The sequence below is a fragment of the Serratia sp. SA088 genome, assembly GCF_049065515.1.
GTDB classification, from domain to species: domain Bacteria; phylum Pseudomonadota; class Gammaproteobacteria; order Enterobacterales; family Enterobacteriaceae; genus Serratia; species Serratia nematodiphila.
This window is the reverse complement of the sequence record NZ_JBAKGW010000004.1, coordinates 167,803-185,734: the sequence shown is the minus strand read 5'-3', so window position 1 is coordinate 185,734 and position 17,932 is coordinate 167,803. Positions and strand designations below refer to the sequence as shown.

At 60.4% G+C, this 17,932-nt stretch carries 17 protein-coding genes; 1 reads left to right on the top strand and 16 read right to left on the bottom strand.

Going from position 1 to position 17,932, the window contains the following annotated elements; translation table 11 throughout:
* Positions 1-72: 72 nt before the first annotated feature.
* The 9 genes from rlpA to leuS form a co-directional block, all read right to left on the bottom strand.
* On the bottom strand, positions 73-1,155 hold the full coding sequence (rlpA, locus tag ACOWVD_RS12520) for an endolytic peptidoglycan transglycosylase RlpA (protein ID WP_021504623.1): 1,083 nt from the start codon (positions 1,153-1,155) through the stop codon (positions 73-75).
* 10 nt (positions 1,156-1,165) lie between these two features.
* Entirely contained in the window at positions 1,166-2,278 is a 1,113-nt protein-coding gene (gene mrdB, locus ACOWVD_RS12515) for a peptidoglycan glycosyltransferase MrdB (RefSeq protein WP_004940006.1), read from the bottom strand.
* 8 nt (positions 2,279-2,286) lie between these two features.
* Complete coding sequence (gene mrdA / locus ACOWVD_RS12510) at positions 2,287-4,182, bottom strand: peptidoglycan DD-transpeptidase MrdA (RefSeq protein ID WP_004940004.1); 1,896 nt, start codon at positions 4,180-4,182, stop codon at positions 2,287-2,289.
* A gap of 38 nt (positions 4,183-4,220) precedes the next feature.
* A complete protein-coding gene (gene rlmH, locus ACOWVD_RS12505) occupies positions 4,221-4,691 on the bottom strand; it encodes a 23S rRNA (pseudouridine(1915)-N(3))-methyltransferase RlmH (RefSeq protein ID WP_004940002.1) in 471 nt (156 codons plus the stop codon).
* A gap of 3 nt (positions 4,692-4,694) precedes the next feature.
* Positions 4,695-5,012, bottom strand: a complete 318-nt coding sequence (gene rsfS / locus ACOWVD_RS12500) for a ribosome silencing factor (protein WP_015376937.1) — start codon at positions 5,010-5,012, stop codon at positions 4,695-4,697.
* Positions 5,013-5,206: 194 nt separating this feature from the next.
* Positions 5,207-5,869: a nicotinate-nucleotide adenylyltransferase gene (gene nadD / locus ACOWVD_RS12495; protein ID WP_015376938.1), complete on the bottom strand. Its 663-nt coding sequence runs from the start codon at positions 5,867-5,869 to the stop codon at positions 5,207-5,209.
* Positions 5,859-6,893 carry a DNA polymerase III subunit delta gene (gene holA / locus ACOWVD_RS12490; RefSeq protein WP_049242708.1) on the bottom strand — a complete coding sequence of 345 codons (1,035 nt, stop codon included), beginning with the start codon at positions 6,891-6,893 and terminating at the stop codon, positions 5,859-5,861. The genes nadD and holA overlap by 11 nt, the downstream gene beginning before the upstream one ends.
* Positions 6,890-7,450: an LPS assembly lipoprotein LptE gene (lptE, locus tag ACOWVD_RS12485; protein WP_049242706.1), complete on the bottom strand. Its 561-nt coding sequence runs from the start codon at positions 7,448-7,450 to the stop codon at positions 6,890-6,892. Before lptE ends, holA begins: the two co-directional genes overlap by 4 nt.
* 14 nt (positions 7,451-7,464) lie before the next feature.
* Positions 7,465-10,047, bottom strand: coding sequence for a leucine--tRNA ligase (leuS, locus tag ACOWVD_RS12480; RefSeq protein WP_031299996.1), 2,583 nt, complete (start codon positions 10,045-10,047; stop codon positions 7,465-7,467).
* Between the two features lie 286 nt (positions 10,048-10,333).
* Between leuS and ACOWVD_RS12475 the strand changes: the two genes are divergently transcribed.
* The gene (locus ACOWVD_RS12475; protein WP_004939988.1) at positions 10,334-10,816 is read left to right on the top strand and encodes a zinc ribbon-containing protein; all 483 of its coding nucleotides are present in this window, start codon (positions 10,334-10,336) and stop codon (positions 10,814-10,816) included.
* A gap of 40 nt (positions 10,817-10,856) precedes the next feature.
* On the opposite strand, the gene ACOWVD_RS12470 is transcribed toward ACOWVD_RS12475, so the two are convergent.
* The 7 genes from ACOWVD_RS12470 to lnt form a co-directional block, all read right to left on the bottom strand.
* The gene (locus tag ACOWVD_RS12470; protein WP_015376942.1) at positions 10,857-11,561 is read right to left on the bottom strand and encodes an FMN-dependent NADH-azoreductase; all 705 of its coding nucleotides are present in this window, start codon (positions 11,559-11,561) and stop codon (positions 10,857-10,859) included.
* 148 nt (positions 11,562-11,709) lie between these two features.
* On the bottom strand, positions 11,710-12,642 hold the full coding sequence (gene rihA, locus ACOWVD_RS12465; RefSeq protein WP_015376943.1) for a pyrimidine-specific ribonucleoside hydrolase RihA: 933 nt from the start codon (positions 12,640-12,642) through the stop codon (positions 11,710-11,712).
* Between the two features lie 113 nt (positions 12,643-12,755).
* The gene (locus ACOWVD_RS12460) at positions 12,756-13,481 is read right to left on the bottom strand and encodes an amino acid ABC transporter ATP-binding protein (protein WP_004939983.1); all 726 of its coding nucleotides are present in this window, start codon (positions 13,479-13,481) and stop codon (positions 12,756-12,758) included.
* The gene (gene gltK / locus ACOWVD_RS12455; RefSeq protein ID WP_004939982.1) at positions 13,481-14,155 is read right to left on the bottom strand and encodes a glutamate/aspartate ABC transporter permease GltK; all 675 of its coding nucleotides are present in this window, start codon (positions 14,153-14,155) and stop codon (positions 13,481-13,483) included. Before gltK ends, ACOWVD_RS12460 begins: the two co-directional genes overlap by 1 nt.
* A complete protein-coding gene (locus tag ACOWVD_RS12450; protein WP_004939979.1) occupies positions 14,155-14,895 on the bottom strand; it encodes an amino acid ABC transporter permease in 741 nt (246 codons plus the stop codon). The genes gltK and ACOWVD_RS12450 overlap by 1 nt, the downstream gene beginning before the upstream one ends.
* Positions 14,896-15,108: 213 nt before the next feature.
* Positions 15,109-16,005, bottom strand: a complete 897-nt coding sequence (locus tag ACOWVD_RS12445; RefSeq protein ID WP_004939976.1) for an amino acid ABC transporter substrate-binding protein — start codon at positions 16,003-16,005, stop codon at positions 15,109-15,111.
* A 394-nt stretch (positions 16,006-16,399) separates the two neighbouring features.
* A complete protein-coding gene (gene lnt / locus ACOWVD_RS12440; RefSeq protein WP_044031767.1) occupies positions 16,400-17,929 on the bottom strand; it encodes an apolipoprotein N-acyltransferase in 1,530 nt (509 codons plus the stop codon).
* Between the last annotated feature and the right edge of the window lie 3 nt (positions 17,930-17,932).

The window sequence follows — 17,932 nt, the reverse complement described above, 5'->3', positions numbered from 1 at the left end:
CCTTTTAGCTGCAAGAAAATGTTTCAGCTAAATAACCGCTTAACAGCCGTGAATGCCCGCCGGGTTTAACGCTCAGGGTGCAGCAGTAACGAAAGACTGTTGTTGCGCTTCGCTGGCCAGACGTTGTTGCAGCTGGGCCGCCTGTTGACGGCTGCTGAACGGGCCGAGCTGGACGCGGTAAACGTTGCCGTTGGCCGCTACTTTGCCCGGTACGCCAAACTGTTGGCTCAGGCTTTGCTGCCAGCTCTGGGCGCGCTCGGCGCTGCTCAACGCACCGACCTGCACCACGTAGCCGCCGGAGGAGGAAGCGGCAGCCATGCCGGCAGCGGCAGCGCCGGCCGCGACCGGTGCGGCTACTGCGGCGGCTTCAGGCTCGGCACTTTCCAGCACGCCGGCCGGTAATGCGCTTGGCGCGCCGAGGAAACCACTGCGGCCGTTGGCGGCGTTGCCGGCGTTCGCAGGCGCGTCGTCATCGGTGCGCAGGGTGCTGTTATCAATAGGGCGCACCGCCGCGCCGCTGGCGATCGGCGCCTCCTGTTGGATCGGGGTGCCCATGCCGCTGGAGCCAAGATCCGGGCGCGCCGGCAATGCGTAGCTCTGTTTCGCCACGATGGTGCCGATGGTGCCAGGGCCGCTCAGCGTGCCGTCCGGCGCCACGTTGATGAAATCGACTTTGACCTTGGTGTTGTTGGACAGGTTGAGGCGATCGGCGGCGGCTTTCGACAGATCGATGATACGGCCCTTGGTGTAAGGCCCGCGATCGTTGACGCGCACCACCAACTGACGGCCGTTGGCCAGGTTGGTGACGCGCACGTAGCTTGGGATCGGCAGCGTTGGGTGGGCCGCAGTCAGGCCATTAGGATCGAACTGCTCGCCCAGCGCGGTGGTGTTGCCGTTGGCTTCTTCGCCATACCAGGCCGCCAGGCCGGTCTGCGAGAAGTTCTGCGGATCTTTTACGATGCGGTAAGTATCGCCATTAACCTTATAATCCTGCATGTTATTAGGGTTATAGGGTTCATATTGAGGCTCGACGCCGCCGATTTCCACCACCGGGCCGTTGTACGGCTGCGGAGGGGCTTGCTGTTCCGTGGTCGGGGCGGTACAGGCGGAGAGCAACACCGCCGCGACGCCGATCCAAAGCCATTCCTTACGCATTACTCACCTCTTATAAACTTTTAGACAGCATTTTCCGATGCGTGTGGATCGACATGATGATGCCGAAACCGGCCATCAACACTATCAGCGCCGAACCCCCGTAACTGACCAGAGGCAAAGGTACGCCAACTACCGGCAAAATGCCACTGACCATACCGATGTTAACAAAGACATAAACGAACAAAATCAGCATCAAGCCGCCGACCATCACGCGGCCGAAGGTGGTTTGCGCCTTGGCGGCGATCATCAGCCCGCGAATGATCACCAGCAGGTAGAGCGCCAGCAGCACCAACACCCCGATCAGCCCCAGCTCTTCGGCCAACACGGCGAAGATAAAGTCGGTATGGCGCTCCGGCAGGAACTCCAGCTGCGACTGGGTGCCGTGCAGCCAGCCCTTGCCGGACAGGCCGCCGGAGCCGATGGCGATCTTGGATTGAATGATGTGATAACCGGCGCCGAGCGGGTCGCTTTCCGGATCGAGCAGCATCATCACGCGGTCGCGTTGATAACCGTGCATCAGGAAGAACCACAGCACCGGGATAAAGGCCGCCAGCGCGACGGCGGCGACGGCGATCAGTTTCCAGCTCATGCCCGACAGAAACAGCACGAACAGGCCGGAGGCGGCGATCAGGATCGACGTGCCGAGATCCGGCTGCGCGGCCACCAGCAGCGTCGGCAGGAAGATCAGCACCAGCGCGATGGCGGTGTTTTTCAGCGAAGGCGGGCAGACATCGCGGTTCATAAAGCGCGCCACCATCAGCGGCACGGCGATCTTGGCGATTTCCGACGGCTGGAAGCGCACCACGCCGAGATCCAGCCAGCGCTGCGCGCCTTTACTGATCTGCCCGAAGGCGTCCACCAGGATCAGCAAAATCACGCAGAAAATATACAGATAGGGCGCCCAGCTTTCGTATACGCGCGGCGGGATCTGCGCCATGACGGCCATCACGATCAGCCCCATGACGATCTGCCCGATCTTGCGCTCCATCATGCCGATGTCCTGGCCGCTGGCGCTCCACATCACGAAGGCGCTGTAGACCAGCAGAGCCAGGATCAGCAGCAGGAACGTCGGATCGATGTGGATTTTGGTCCAGATCGAGCCTTTTTGTTGGCTTTCAGTCATGTTCTACCTTAGTCACCTTCTACGCCAGGCGGCAGCGGGGCCTCGCTTGGCAATTGCGTATTGTTGTCGCCCAGCAGAATATGGTCGAGGATCTGGCGGGTGATGGTGCCCACCGCCGGACCGGAGCCGCCGTTTTCCAGAATGATGGCGACCGACACCGTCGGGTTATTGAACGGCGCAAAGGCGGTCATCAGCTTGTGATCGCGCAGGTGCTCCGCCAGTTTATGGGCGTTGTAGGTTTCGTAACCGAAGACCTGTGCGGTGCCCGATTTCGCCGCGGCTTTATAAGATGCGTCCGCAAAGTACTTGCGCGCCGTCCCGTTCGGACGGTTGGCCACACCGTACATGCCGTCTTTGGCGATTTCCCAGAAGCCGGAGTGAATATCGCCGATCTGCGTGCTCTCTTCCTGTTTGAACGGCACCAGCGCGCCGTTGACGCGGGTGCTCTGCAGCAGGTGCGGCGTTTTGACGGTACCGTCGTTGATCAGGGTATTCAGCGCCTTGGCCATCTGGATCGGCGTGGCGGTCCAGTAACCCTGGCCGATGCCCACCGGAATGGTGTCGCCCTGATACCACGGTTTTTTATAGCGTTTCAGCTTCCATTCACGCGTCGGCATCAGGCCGGAGCGCTCTTCGGCCAGATCGATGCCGGTGTACTGGCCGTAACCGAATTTGGTCAGCCAGCTCGACAGCCGATCGATCCCCATATCATAGGCGACCTGATAGAAGTAGGTATCCGCGGATTCTTCCAGCGCTTTGGTGACGTTCAGGCGGCCGTGACCCCATTTTTTCCAGTCGCGAAAGCGTTTTTCCGAGCCGGGCAGTTGCCACCAGCCGGGATCGAACACTACGGTGTTCTTGGTGATCACGCCGGCGCTGAGTGCCGACACGGCGATATAAGGTTTCACCGTTGACGCGGGCGGATAAACCCCCTGCGTGGCGCGGTTGATCAGCGGGCGATTCGGATCGTTCAGCAGACCCTGATAGTCCTTGCTGGAAATGCCGTCCACGAACAGGTTCGGATCGTAGCTCGGATTGGACACCATCGCCAGGATGGCGCCGGTGCGCGGATCGCTCACCACCACCGCGGCGCGGCTGCCAACCAGCAGCTGTTCGATATAGCGCTGCAGATCAAGATCGAGCGTCAGATAGACGTCCTGGCCGGCGGAAGGCGGCTGCTCGTGCAATTGGCGGATCACCCGGCCGCGGTTGTTGACTTCAACCTCTTCGTAACCGGTTTTACCGTGCAGCGTGTCTTCGTAATAGCGTTCGATGCCCAGCTTGCCGATATCGTGGGTGGCGGCGTAGTTGGCCAGCTTGCCGTCTTTATCCAGACGTTCAACGTCGCGATCGTTGATCTTCGACACATAGCCGGTGACATGGGTGAGGGCGGATCCGTAAGGATAGTAGCGGCGCTGGTAGCCTTTCACTTCCACGCCGGGGAAGCGGAACTGATTGACCGCAAAGCGGGCGACCTGCACCTCGGTCAGCGCGGTTTTCACCGGAATGGAGACGAAACGGCGCGAGCGCTTGCGCTCTTTTTCGAAATTGGCGATGTCGTCGTCAGTCAGATCGACCACCGTGCGCAGCGCCTGCAGCGTGGCCTTGAGATCGTCGACCTTCTCCGGCATCAGCTCCAGCTGATAAATGGTGCGGTTGAGCGCCAGCGGGGTGCCGTTGCGATCGTAGATAATGCCGCGGCTGGGCGCGATGGGCACCAGCTTGATGCGGTTTTCGTTGGAGCGGGTGCGGTAATCCTCGACGCGGACCACTTGCAGATTATACAGGTTGGCGATCAGGATGCCGGACAGCACCAGGATGACCAGGAACGCCACCAGGGCGCGGCGTACAAACAGGGCGGATTCAGCCGTATAGTCGCGAAAAGGGTTACGTTCTATTTTCATCCCGCTGCTTTATTTCACTCTGTCACGGTCACCACCGGCTATTCCCGGTGGTAAGGATGATTTGTTGTAATACTCCAGGCGCGGTAGAGGCTTTCGGCCACCAGGACGCGCACCAAAGGATGCGGCAGCGTCAACGGAGAAAGCGACCAGCTCTGCTCGGCAGCGGCTTTGCAGGCGGGCGCCAGCCCTTCCGGGCCGCCGATCAGCAAGCTGACATTGCGGCCATCCTGCTTCCAGCGCTCAAGCTGCTGCGCCAGCTGCGGCGTTTCCCACGGCGTGCCTGGGATATCCAGCGTAACGATGCGGTTGCCTTTGCCCACCGCCGCCAGCATCTGTTCGCCTTCCTTGTCCAGAATGCGCTTGATGTCGGCGTTTTTGCCGCGTTTGCCGGCCGGGATCTCGGTCAACTCAAACGGCATGTCTTTGGGAAAGCGGTGCAGGTAATCCATAAAGCCGGTTTGCACCCAGTCTGGCATTTTGGTGCCGACCGCCACCAATTGCAGTTTCACCGCTTAGCTCCAGAGTTTTTCCAGCTCGTACAGGCGACGGCTCTCTTCCTGCATCACGTGCACGATCACTTCGCCCAGATCGACCACGATCCAGTCGGAGGCTTCCTGGCCTTTCATGCCGTACAGCTCCATGCCCGCGGCGCGGGATTCCTGCACCACGTGGCTGGCGATCGACATCACGTGGCGCGTTGAGGTGCCGGTGCAGATGATCATGCAATCGGTGATGCTGGATTTGCCCTGGACGTCCAGAGCGACAATGTCTTGGCCTTTCAGATCATCGATTTTATCGATGACGAAATCTTGGAGCGCTTTACCTTGCAAAGGTTCCCCCTCGGGTGTGTTCTGTTCAGTCGGCTGCGGCGGGCAAAATGCGCGCGTCGCGGCGTAACCGGATAATGGTTTCGGCAGGCTGCCGCTGAAAGCCAGCTAACTGGTGACTGCCCGGCCAGCTAAGGTTTCCGGGGTTTTCAGCGGATACCTGAAAAATAGCGGCGCAGTATATCACGCACCTTTCACTAGCGATATAAACCCTGCAACTCGATATAGCGCTGCACCGGGCGCGGCAGCAGGTCGTCGCAGTTGAGGCCCTGATGGCGGCGCTGGCGGATCTCGGTGGCGGAAATTTCCAGCTCCGGCGTATCGGCCAGATAGATATGGCCGTGCGGGCGACGGCTGAGCAGCGCCGGGTCGGCGGTGCGATGGCGTTCCAGCCACTGCTGCAGTTCCGGCGTGTCCATGCGATCGTTATAGCCCGGGCGCGCCAGCACCAGCAGGTGGCAGACGTCCAACAGCGCCTGCCAGCGGTGCCACTTATGCAGCGTCAGCAGCGAGTCCTGGCCAATAATAAACGCCAGCGGCTGGGCGGCGCCACGCTCTTTACGAATCGTTTCCAACGTCTCGATGGTGTAGGAGGGCGTGGTGCGGTGCAGTTCGCGATCGTCGACCGCAAACAGCGGGTTGCCGGCGATCGCCAGCTCGACCATCTTCAGGCGCTGTTGCGCATTGGCCTCCGGCTGCGGGCGGTGCGGCGGCACATGGTTAGGCAGCAGCGTGACGCGATTCAGGCCCACTTCGGCGGCCAGAGCCTCCACCGGCCGCAGGTGGCCATAGTGGATCGGATCAAAGGTGCCGCCGAACAGCGCGTGCAAAACGGTGGGGTGTTCCGGGTTAGTGGGCATCGCTAAAACTCGTGGCCAGGGGTTTGCCGCACAGCAGCATCGACAGGGTTTCCAGTTCCGGCCAGACCGACTGGCCATAGTCCTGCTTGAGGGTCAGCTCGATTTGCGTCAGCAGCTGTACCGCCTGCTGCAGCTGGGGGCCGGACAGGCGTTGCAACGCCTGGGTCACCAACGGGCGGCGGTTCTGCCAGACTTTGTGCTGATCGAACAGCGAGCGCAGCGGCGCGGAAGCCATGCGGCGCTGCAGCGTCAGCAGCAGCAGCAGTTCGCGCTGCAGGGTGCGCAGCAGGATCACCGGCTCCACGTCCTCTTGCTGCAACTGCTGCAAAATATGCCAGGCGCGCTTGCTCTTGCCGGCCAGCAGGGCATCCAGCCAGTGGAACGGCGTGAAGTGGGCGGCGTCGTTCACCGCCTGCTCGACGCGCGGCAGCGTGAGCTTGCCGTCCGGGTGCAGCAGCGACAGCCGCTCCAGCGCCTGCGACAGCGCCAGCAGGTTGCCTTCGTAGCAGTAACACAGCAGCTGATTGGCCGCGTCGTCCAACTCCAGCTTCATCGCTTTGGCGCGCGCGGCGACCCAGCGCGGCAGCTGCGCCTGTTCAGGCGTCTGGCAACTGACGAGAGCGCCGTGCGGGCTGAGCGCCTTGAACCAGGCGCTGTTTTCCTGCGCTTTGGTGAGGCGCGGGCCGCGCAGGATCAGCAAAATATCCTCGTGCAGCAGCGTGGCGAGCTTGGTCAGCTGTTCGCCGATCGGCGCCGTCGGGCCGTTTTCCGGGAAGATCAGCAGCAGCGTCTGGCGGCTGGCGAACAGGCTCATCGCCTGGCAGATGCCGAAGATGGCGTCCCAGTCAGTATGGGCGTCGAGGGAAATGCTGTAGTGCTCGCTGAACTGCTGCTGTTGCGCGGCCTGCCGGAGTAAATCCTGGCTTTCCTGCAGCAGCAGCGGTTCATTGCCGCTCAATAAATAACAAGCGCGCAGCCCCTCTCGGAGCTGCGCGGCAAGTTGTTCCGGATAAATGCGGATCATTGTGCGGTTTGGCTTGCCGCTCGTTCGCCGACGGCAGCGGCTTTCTGCCGGTTCTCTTCTTCCGCCGCATGCACGGTCAGCAGTTTACGCACCAGTTGCTGCGCCGCCTGCTCACGCATTTCCTGGCGAATGATCTCCTGCTCGGAGTCCTTGGCCAGCGCGGTCAGCGGGTTGTCGAAGAACGAACGGAACACTTTCACCGACAGCGGATACAGGTCGTGGCCCGGGAGCAGCACCTGCGCCTGCACGGTCAGCACCAGCTGGTACTCGGCGGTTTTACCGTCCTGGAAGATCGAGGCGGTATCCTGGCTTTCCGTCGCGCCGACGATGCGCAGGGAAGGCACGTCTTTACGCTTCGGATCGCTGACGATGGTCACGGCGTTCAAACGCAGCTGCTCACGCACCGCGCGCGTCAATGGCCCGTAAGGATCCGAACTGTCCAGGATCAGCGTTTTCATTTCATTAGGCACCTGCGTGGTGCCACGCAGGTGAAAACCGCAGCCGGCGGTGACCAGCACCGCCAACCCCAGCAACAGCGTCAGAATACGTTGTCGCACAACTCCTCCTTGTGTTAACCCACAACCAGGTTAAGCAGTTTGCCCGGAACGTAAATCACTTTGCGAATCGTGACGCCGTCCAGATATTTAGCCACCAGATGCTCTTCGGCAGCGCGCGCGCGCACTTGCTCTTCGGTCGCATCGGCAGATACGGTGATTTTAGCGCGAACCTTGCCGTTCACTTGCACCACCACCAGCTTGGAGTCCTCGACCATCGCCTGTTCGTCGGCAACCGGCCATGGCGCGGTGTCCACGTCGCCTTCGCCACCCAGTGCCTGCCACAGGGTGAAGCACACGTGAGGGGTGAACGGATACAGCATGCGCACCACGGCCAGCAGCGCTTCTTGCAGCAGCGCGCGATCCTGCTCGCTCTCCTGCGGCGCGCGGGCCAGCTTGTTCATCAGCTCCATCACGGCGGCGATTGCGGTGTTGAAGGTCTGACGGCGGCCGATATCGTCGGTCACCTTGGCGATGGTTTTGTGCAGATCGCGGCGCAGCGCTTTCTGATCTTCGTTCAGCGACGCCACGTTCAGCGGCTGCACCGCGCCTTTTTCCACGTGATCATAGGCCAGTTTCCACACGCGTTTCAGGAAGCGGTTAGCCCCTTCCACGCCGGATTCCTGCCACTCCAGCGTCATTTCTGCCGGTGAAGCGAACATCATGAACAGACGCACGGTGTCCGCGCCGTATTTTTCCACCATCTCCTGCGGGTCGATGCCGTTGTTCTTCGACTTCGACATTTTGCTCATGCCAGCATAGACCAGTTCACGGCCTTGCGGATCCGTAGCCTTGATGATGCGGCCCTTGTCGTCGCGCTCGACGGTGGCGTCAACCGGGGATACCCAGACGCGCTCGCCGCTGTTGCCGGTGTAGTAGAAGGCGTCGGCCAGCACCATGCCCTGACACAGCAGGCGCTTGGCCGGCTCATCGGAATCCACCAGGCCCGCATCGCGCATCAGCTTGTGGAAGAAGCGGAAGTACATCAGGTGCATGATGGCGTGCTCGATGCCGCCGATATATTGATCGACCGGCAGCCAGTAGTTGGCGGCGGCCGGATCCAGCATGCCCTGGTCATACTGCGGGCAGGTGTAGCGCGCGTAGTACCAGGAGGACTCCATAAAGGTGTCGAAGGTGTCGGTTTCGCGCAGCGCCGGCTGGCCGTCGACGGTGGTTTTCGCCCACTCAGGGTCGGCCTTGATCGGGCTGGTGATGCCGTCCATGACCACGTCTTCCGGCAGGATCACCGGCAGCTGGTCTTCCGGCGTCGGCATTACGGTGCCGTCTTCCAGCGTCACCATCGGGATTGGCGCGCCCCAGTAACGCTGGCGGGAGACACCCCAGTCGCGCAGACGGTAGTTAACCTTACGCTGGCCTACGCCCTTGGCGACCAGTTTGTCGGCGATGGCGTTGAAGCCCGCTTCATTGTCCAGACCGTCGAACTCGCCGGAGTTGAACAGCGCGCCTTTGTCGGTCATCGCTTCGGCGCTCACGTCAGGCTGGCTGCCGTCGAGGTTCAGGATCACCGGTTTGATCGGCAAATCATATTTGGTGGCGAATTCCCAGTCGCGCTGGTCGTGCGCCGGTACTGCCATCACGGCGCCGGTGCCGTATTCCATCAGCACGAAGTTGGCGACCCACACCGGCAGCTTCTCGCCGCTCAGCGGGTGGACCACGAACAGGCCGGTCGGCATGCCTTTCTTCTCCATCGTCGCCATTTCTGCTTCGGCCACTTTGGTGTTGCGGCATTCGTCGATGAACTCGGTCAGCGCCGGGTTGTTGCGCGCGCCCTGTTGCGCCAGCGGGTGGCCCGCGGCGACCGCCACGTAGGTGGCGCCCATGAAGGTGTCCGGGCGGGTGGTGTAAACCGTCAGCTTCTCTTCGCTGTCCGCCACGTCGAAGGTGATTTCCACGCCTTCGGAGCGGCCAATCCAGTTGCGCTGCATGGTTTTCACCTGCTCCGGCCAGCTTTCAAGCGTGTCCAGATCGTTCAGCAGCTGATCGGCGTAAGCGGTGATTTTGATGAACCACTGCGGGATCTCTTTACGCTCGACCTTGGTGTCGCAGCGCCAGCAGCAGCCGTCGATAACCTGTTCGTTGGCCAGCACGGTCAGATCGTGCGGGCACCAGTTCACCGCCGAAGTCTTCTTGTAGACCAGGCCTTTTTCATACAGCTTGGTGAAGAACCACTGTTCCCAGCGATAGTATTCCGGCTGGCAGGTGGCGATTTCGCGATCCCAGTCGTAGCCGAAGCCCAGCAGTTTCAGCTGGTTCTTCATGTATTCGATGTTGTCGTAGGTCCATGGGGCCGGCGCGGTGTTGTTTTTCACCGCTGCGCCTTCCGCCGGCAGGCCGAACGCATCCCAGCCGATCGGCTGCAGTACGTTTTTGCCCAGCATGCGCTGATAGCGCGAGATCACGTCGCCGATAGTGTAGTTACGAACGTGGCCCATGTGCAGTCGGCCGGACGGGTAAGGCAGCATGGATAGGCAGTAGTACTTTTCCTTGCTGTCGTCTTCGGTAACTTTGAAAGTCTGCTTCTCTTGCCAGTGAAGCTGTACGTTCGATTCTATGTCTTCTGGACGGTATTGCTCTTGCATGGCGGCCGGTGGTCCTGTAGGTGTAAACCGTTGCCCCGGTCAGAGGCAACGCAATGAACATTTAGTATTCGTAGATCCGCATAGCATAGCTGATAAGACCTCCCGGCAACAACTCCAAGCGCCTGACTCGGCGCATTTAAAAAAAACGCCGTCATGACGCGGCTCACAACCTGCGGATCCCGCGTCTTGCCAAGTGACATCAGTCATTTACGGCTAAAATAAGAACAAGTAGCTTAGGGGGGATCCCTACAGCCAAGTCCGGCGCAGCGTTTATTGAGGAGAGTCTATGAACAAGGTTGCTCAGTATTACCGCGAATTGGTGGCATCGCTGAGCGAACGCCTGAAAAACGGCGAACGCGATATCGATGAACTGGTGGCCAGCGCGGAGCGGCGCTTGAACGAGGCCGAAGATCTGACGCGCGACGAAGTGCGGCAGGTGACGCAGGCGGTGCGGCGCGATCTGGAGGAGTTCGCTCGCAGCTATCAGGAGAGCCGGGACGAGTTTACCGACAGCGTGTTTATGCGCGTGATCAAAGAGAGCCTGTGGCAGGAACTGGCGGATATCACCGACAAAACCCAGCTGGAGTGGCGCGAGGTGTTCAAGGATGTCAGCCACCACGGCGTTTACCACAGCGGTGAAGTGGTGGGGCTGGGCAATCTGGTGTGCGAGCAGTGTCACTACCATTTGGCGTTTTACACGCCGGAGGTGCTGCCGCTCTGCCCGAAATGCGGTCACGACCAGTTCCAGCGCCGGCCGTTTGAACCTTGATGACGTTCCCCGCCAGGGCGGGGAACGCTAAGGCCGGCGTTTAACGGAACAGTTTCTTCAGCAGGTTGCTCAGGAAACCGCCGCTGACGGTTGCCGGGGCAACGTCCGCCTGCGCCGGTGCGCTGGCCGGTACGGCGACGCCGGCCGGGATTTTTTGCACGACTGCGATGCGGCTGTCCTGGGCGGCTTTCTCCGCCGCTTCCGGGCCATAGGCGAAGCCTTCCGCCAGCACGAATTCAACGTCGGTGATGCCGATAAAGCCCAGGAACAACTTCACGTACGGCGTGATCAGATCCGTCGGCGTGTCGGCGTGGATGCCACCGCGGCTGGAGATGACGATCGCTTTCTTGCCCGTCACCAGCCCTTCGGCGCCAGCGGAGGTATAGCGGAACGTCTGGCCGGCGCGGGCGATAAGATCGAAGTAGATCTTCAGCTGCGTCGGGATGTTGAAGTTGTACATCGGGGCGCTGATGATCAGCGTGTCGTGCGATTTCAGCTCGGCAATCAGCTCATCGGACAGCGCCAGGGTGCTTTGCTGATGCGGCGTCAGCGGTTTGTCGCCGGCGGTAAAGCCGGCCATCACTTCACCATCCAGCTCCGGCAGCGTTGGGTTGGCCAAATCACGCACGGTAAACGTGTCTTCAGGGTGAGTTTCACGCCATTGTTCAACAAAAAAATCGACTAATTTTCCAGACTGGGAATATTCACCCAGAATGCTTGATTTCAGGACCAGTACGCGGCTCATTGGCTTATCTCCAGGCGAAGGCTAATCGGTAACGATGTCAGTCGGTGTAAACGCATGGTAGAGGCAAGCCATGAACAGTGATAGCGCAAAAATTCGCTGAGTTAAATCAAAAAAGTTGAACGAGGGGCGCGAGCGCGCCCCGATAGGATCAATAACGCGCTACGCGCTCGGCCAGCAGATCGATAAAGCCCTCGCGGTTGATGCCGGTCAGCACTTCCACGTTGGCCGCGTTGCCGGTTTGCTGGAAATAGTCCACCACCGTCATGCCGACGGTGTATTCCCCTTTGGTCTCCACGCCGACCCAGCGTTCTACGCCGGTGAACAGCTGTGGCGCCAGCAGCCAGGCGATGGTGCAGGGATCGTGCATCGCTGCGCCGGGCAGGCCGCGCGGATGGCTGAGGTACAGCGGCAGATAAAAATCGAGCATCTCCGCGACCGCCTGCGCGACCGGATTGTCTATCTGACGAATGCGCTCGATATCCTGCGGCAACACCAGCGCCTGATGGGTGACGTTCAGCCCGGCCATGGTCAGCGGCACGCCGGATTTCAGCACCATTTCGGCGGCTTCGGGATCGACGAAGATGTTGAACTCCGCCACCGGCGTAGTATTGCCGGCGTTCATGCCGCCGCCCATGAATACGATGCGCTCGATGCGGCTTTTCAACTCGGCATGCTGGGCCAGTAGCAGGGCGATATTGGTCATCGGGCCGGTCACCACCAGGGTTATCGGCTGTGGGCTGGCGCGCAGCAGGTCGGCGATCAGCTCGACGGCGCCGCGGGGATCGGGTTTGAGGGTCGGCGTCGGCAGGTGGGTGTTGCCCATGCCGGTTTTGCCGTGGACATAGTCGGCGATCACCAGCTCGCGCATCAGCGGGCCGCCGGCGCCGGCGGCGACCGGGATGTCCTCGCGCTGCATCAGGGTCAGCAGGCCCAGCGCATTATGCAGGGTTTTCTCCGGCGTCTGGTTGCCGGCGGAGGTGGTAATGGCTTTGACGTCCAGCTCCGGCGAACGCAGCGCCATGGCCAGCGCGATGGCGTCGTCGAGGCCGGGATCGCAATCGATGATAATAGGGCGGGGCATGTTCTTTCTCCTCTGTTTGTTATCCAGCGAGCATCGGATCAAAACCGGGGAGAAACAAGCGCTTTTAGTGCCGGGAGAAAAGATGCGCCCCTGGCGGGGCGCACCGAGAGCGTTTAGTGCAGGATCTTGGCCAGGAAGTCCTTGGCGCGATCGGACTCGGGGTTGTTGAAGAAATCGTCTTTGTTGCGGTCTTCGACGATTTTGCCTTCGTCCATAAAGATTACCCGATTCGCCACCTTGCGGGCGAAGCCCATTTCGTGGGTTACCACCATCATGGTCATGCCTTCGTTCGCCAGTTCGACCATCACGTCCAGCACTTCGTTGATCATTTCCGGATCGAGCGCCGAGGTCGGTTCATCGAACAGCATGGCGATAGGATCCATGCACAGCGCGCGGGCGATGGCGACGCGCTGCTGCTGGCCGCCGGACAGCTGGCCGGGGAACTTGTTGGCATGGGCGGAGAGGCCGACGCGTTCAAGCAGCTTCAGGCCCTTCTCGCGTGAGGCGGTCTTATCGCGCTTGAGCACTTTCACCTGCGCCAGCGTCAGGTTGTCGATGATAGACAGGTGCGGGAACAGCTCAAAGTGTTGGAACACCATGCCGACTTTGGCACGCAGCTGCGCCAGGTTGGTTTTCTTGTCGTTGACCGGGGTGCCGTTCACCAGGATGCTTCCCTGCTGGATCGGCTCCAGGCCGTTGACGGTTTTGATCAGGGTGGATTTGCCGGAACCTGAAGGACCGCAGACGACGACCACTTCGCCTTTTTTCACTTCGGTGGTGCAATCGGTCAACACTTGGAAGTGACCGTACCACTTGGAAACATTTTTCAGGGATATCATCAAACAGTCCTTTTCTTCAAATAGCTTACCAGCGCAGAGGCGGCGAGGCTGATAACAAAATAGACAAAACCGGCGAACAGGATCATTTCAACCTGGGTGCCGTCGCGTTCGCCGATGGTCGACGCGGTGCGGAAGAAGTCGGCCAGGCTCAGTACGTAAACCAGCGAGGTATCCTGGAACAGTACGATGCCCTGGGTCAGCAGCAGCGGCACCATGGCGCGGAACGCCTGCGGCAGGATCACCAGCCGCATGGACTGCCAGTGGGTCATGCCCAGCGCCAGCGCGGCGGAGGATTGGCCGCGCGAGATGCTGATGATACCGGCGCGGATGATTTCCGAGTAATAGGCCGCTTCAAACAGGGAAAAGGCTACCATAGCCGAGATCAGGCGAATATCGGTTTTCGGCGACAGCCCTAGAACCTGTTGTAATAAGCTTGGAACCACCAGATAGAACCACAGCAGCACCATCACCAGCGGCACCGAACGGAACAGGTTGACGTACAGGGTGGCGAACCAGCTTATCGGCTTGAACGGCGACAGACGCATCACCGCCAGCACGGTGCCCCACAGGATGCCGACCACGATGGCGGTCACGGTGATCTTCAGCGTGATCACCATGCCTTGCAGCAGATAAGGGAAGCTTGGGACGATCGACGCCCAGTCAAATTCGTACATTATTTACTCCCCAGGTTGCCAGGCAACTGCACTTTCTTTTCGACCAGACGCATAAACAGCATGATAACGGCGTTGATGCCGATATAAGCCAGCGTGATGGCGGTAAAGGATTCATAGGCGTGTGCGGAGTAATCCAACAGCTTGCCGGCCTGTGCGGCCATGTCCACCAGGCCGATGGTGGAGGCGATGGCGGAGTTTTTGACCAGGTTGAGCATCTCCGAGGTCATCGGCGGCACGATCACCCGGTAGGCGTTCGGCAGCAGCACGTAGCGGTAGGTTTGCGGCAGCGTCAGGCCCATCGCCAGCCCGGCGGCTTTCTGGCCGCGCGGCAGGGACTGAATGGCGGCGCGCACCTGTTCGCAAACGCGGGCGGCGGTAAACAGCCCCAGGCAGAGCATGGAAGAGACGAAGAACTGCACGTTGGGATCCAGCTCGGTTTTGAACCAGGTGCCGATATTGGCCGGCAGCAGCTCGGGGATCACCAGATACCAGGTAAAGAATTGCACGATCAGCGGCACGTTGCGGAACAGTTCGACGTAACAGGTGCCGAGGGTGGAAAGAAAGCGGTTGGGCACGGTACGCAAGATACCGAACAGTGAACCGACGAAGAAAGCGATAATCCAGGCACAGACGGAGAGGGCCACCGTGACCTGAAAGCCGGACCAGATCCAGCCGAGGTAAGTGGTGTTCCCAAACGGGGCCTGCTGCAGGAAGATACCCCAGTTCCAATCTATTGACATAACAAACTCCGATAAACGGGCGCAGGGCGCCGAAGATTGATGACTTGATGAGCGCCGATCGCCACGCGGCCAGTCTGGCTGGCTTGTTGTGTACGGGTGTCGGTGATGCGCCTTGGGGAAAATGAGGGAGGGGAACGGCCCCCCTCATTCCTGTCTGTCCCAGTCATCAACTGGGCCGGTTTGGCCTGGCGGCCGCGCCGGCTTTTGTTCTATTTAGTTCAACGCTTTGTCGTTTGGCTCTTTGAACAGTTGCTTCATGTCGTCCGACAGTTCGAAGTTCATGTTGAGGTTTTTCGGTGGAATAGGCTGCTTGAACCATTTCTCAAACCACTTGGCCGCTTCACCGGAGGTTTGCGCCTGGGCGATGGTGTCATCGACCAGCTTTTTAAACTCAGGATCGTCTTTGCGCAGCATGCAGCCGTAGGCCTCTTTCGACTGCGGCGTGCCGATGATTTCCCACTGATCCGGTTTCTTGGCCTTGGCGCGTTCGCCCGCCAGCAGGGCATCATCCATCATGAAGGCCACGGCGCGGCCGCTTTCCAGAGTGCGGAAGGAATCGCCGTGGTCTTTGGCGCTGATGATGCGCATGTTCATCTTGTCGCTGTCGTTCAGCTTGTTCAGCAGCACTTCGGAGGTGGTGCCGGAGGTGACCACCACCGGTTTGCCGGCCAGGTCTTTAAAGTCTTTGATGTCGGAGCCCTTTTTCACCAGCAAGCGGGTGCCGACCACGAAAATGGTGTCGGAGAAGGCGGCCTGTTTCTGGCGCTCGAGGTTATTGGTGGTGGATCCGCACTCGAAATCATAGGTGCCGTTTTGCAGCAGCGGGATGCGGTTCTGCGAGGTAATCGGCAGCATTTTCACCTGCAGATTCGGCGCATTCAGCTTTTTCTTAACGGCTTCAACGATTTGGTTGGAGTAGTCCTGAGAGTAGCCCACAACTTTTTGTTGGTTGTCGTAGTAGGAGAACGGCACTGACGATTCGCGGTGGCCGACAACGATCACGCCATTGTCTTTGATTTTCTTCAGCGTACCGGTCAGGTCTTCCGCATGCGCCACGCTACCTGCCGCACCGAGCAGCAGTAACGATAACGCCAATTTACGCATTTGCATGGTCCAACTCCTTTGCTGTTGTTGTGGCTCTGACTAAAGAGCGTCAGGTTAAATCGACTGTTTATTGCTCAAGTTATAAAGATAGTCTTATGAACTGAACGCTGTTAAAAAATAACCGATTGTGAACACCTTGAAACTAAAATGTTTCATTTTTTGAGACGCCGCGCGCACCAAATCAATGCAACAAAACGTCGGCGCACCCGCGCGGTGCGCTTAATGCACCCAAAATGTGCGCAGGTGCGACAAAACGTCAGCAAAAGTAAACCGGCGCGCGATGTCGCCATAGATAAAAGCAAGGAGTGTGCCAGCCGCGTTGATTTAACGACGTTTTCTGACTGAGGCGGGGATATTGACGGGAACGCGGGGCGCGGCGGGCGCGCCCCGGCGAAGAGGATTATTTGCGGCGCAAGCCCAACATCAGCGCCCAGCCGCCCAGCAGCAGGGTAATCACCCACAGCGGTGTGGCGCCGAAACGCGCATAAGGCGTGACGCCGGTGGTCGGTGTGACCTTCACTTCGAGCACCTGGCGGGTAAACTGCGGGATCTCGGCGATCACCTCGCCGTTCGCATCCACCGCGGCGGTGACGCCGTTATTGGTGCTGCGCAGCAGCGGCCGGCCGAGCTCCAGCGCCCGCATGCGCGCCATCTGGAAGTGCTGCCACGGGCCGATGGAGTGGCCGAACCAGGCGTCGTTGGAGATGGTCAGCAGGAAGTTGGTGTCCGGGCGGAAGTTATCGCGCACCTGCTGGCCCAGCACGATCTCGTAACAGATGGCCGCCGTCAGGTTGTAGCCGCGTACGCTGAGCTGCGGCTGCACGTAGTCGCCGCGGCTGAAACCGGACATCGGCAGATTGAAGAACGGCGCGATAGGGCGCAGCAGTTCACCCAGCGGCACAAACTCGCCGAACGGCACCAGGTGATGCTTGTTGTAGCGATCTTTGGCCGGGTAGCTGTACGGCGTCGGTTCGCCCAGCACGATGGCGCTGTTGTATTCCTGCACGCCTTGTGGGGTGGCGCGCGCATCGACGATGCCGGTGATCAGGCTGCTGTTCTTCGCCCGCATCAGGTCATCCATCATGATCAGGAAGCCGTTCTGACGCGGCTCGAAGTCAGGGATGGCGGACTCTGGCCAGATGATGATCGGCGCCTTGCCCATGTAGGGGCGGGTTTCGTCCAGATAGGTTTGCAGCGTGCTGAGCAGAATGCTCGGATCCCACTTCATTGACTGGGGAATGTTGCCTTGCACCATGGCGACGTTCACCGCTTTCTCCGGCTGCGGGGTAAACCACTGCAGCTGGCGCAGCGGCCACGGCAACAGCAGCAGCGCGGCGGCGATCACGGCTGCCGACAGGCGCCGTTGATTGACGGCGTACACCAGCAGGCCGGCGATGGCCATCAGCACAAAGGTGATGGCGTCAACACCCAGCAGCGGCGCGATGCCCTTCAGCGGGCCGTTGATCTGGCTGTAGCCGAACTGCAGCCACGGGAAGCCGGTCAGCACCCAGCCGCGCAGGAATTCGGTCACCTGCCACAGCGCCGGCGCGGCGATGGCCAGCCGCCACCAACTGGTGGCCGGCCACAGGCGCGTCAGCAGCCCGGCGAACAGCCCGGTGTACAGCGACAGGTAAGCGGCGAGCAGTACCACCAGGAAGACGTTGACGGCGAACGGCATGCCGCCGAAATCGGCGATGCTGACATACACCCAGTTGATGCCGCTGCCGAACAGCCCGAAGCCCCAGACAAAGCCGAGCAGGGCGGACTGTTTGGTGGTGCGATTGAGGGTAACGGCCAGCAGGCCGAACAGGGAGACGATGGCCGCGGGCCAGAAGTCGTAGGGCGAGAACGCCAGCGTCCCGCCGGCACCTGACAACAGCGCCAGCAGGGCGCGAACCCGCTGGCGTTCAAGTAATGAGGCTTTAGCCATGTT

Bases quoted from the DNA above. Each gene is read 5' to 3' on its own strand.
- ACOWVD_RS12460 (WP_004939983.1), bottom strand. From the start codon at position 13,481: ATGATATCCCTGAAAAATGTTTCCAAGTGGTACGGTCACTTCCAAGTG.
- leuS (WP_031299996.1), bottom strand. From the start codon at position 10,047: ATGCAAGAGCAATACCGTCCAGAAGACATAGAATCGAACGTACAGCTT.
- lnt (WP_044031767.1), bottom strand. From the start codon at position 17,929: ATGGCTAAAGCCTCATTACTTGAACGCCAGCGGGTTCGCGCCCTGCTG.
- gltK (WP_004939982.1), bottom strand. From the start codon at position 14,155: ATGTACGAATTTGACTGGGCGTCGATCGTCCCAAGCTTCCCTTATCTG.
- nadD (WP_015376938.1), bottom strand. From the start codon at position 5,869: ATGCCCACTAACCCGGAACACCCCACCGTTTTGCACGCGCTGTTCGGC.
- ACOWVD_RS12470 (WP_015376942.1), bottom strand. From the start codon at position 11,561: ATGAGCCGCGTACTGGTCCTGAAATCAAGCATTCTGGGTGAATATTCC.
- mrdB (WP_004940006.1), bottom strand. From the start codon at position 2,278: ATGACTGAAAGCCAACAAAAAGGCTCGATCTGGACCAAAATCCACATC.
- ACOWVD_RS12450 (WP_004939979.1), bottom strand. From the start codon at position 14,895: ATGTCAATAGATTGGAACTGGGGTATCTTCCTGCAGCAGGCCCCGTTT.
- mrdA (WP_004940004.1), bottom strand. From the start codon at position 4,182: ATGAAAATAGAACGTAACCCTTTTCGCGACTATACGGCTGAATCCGCC.
- rihA (WP_015376943.1), bottom strand. From the start codon at position 12,642: ATGCCCCGCCCTATTATCATCGATTGCGATCCCGGCCTCGACGACGCC.
- holA (WP_049242708.1), bottom strand. From the start codon at position 6,893: ATGATCCGCATTTATCCGGAACAACTTGCCGCGCAGCTCCGAGAGGGG.
- rlpA (WP_021504623.1), bottom strand. From the start codon at position 1,155: ATGCGTAAGGAATGGCTTTGGATCGGCGTCGCGGCGGTGTTGCTCTCC.
- ACOWVD_RS12475 (WP_004939988.1), top strand. From the start codon at position 10,334: ATGAACAAGGTTGCTCAGTATTACCGCGAATTGGTGGCATCGCTGAGC.
- ACOWVD_RS12445 (WP_004939976.1), bottom strand. From the start codon at position 16,005: ATGCAAATGCGTAAATTGGCGTTATCGTTACTGCTGCTCGGTGCGGCA.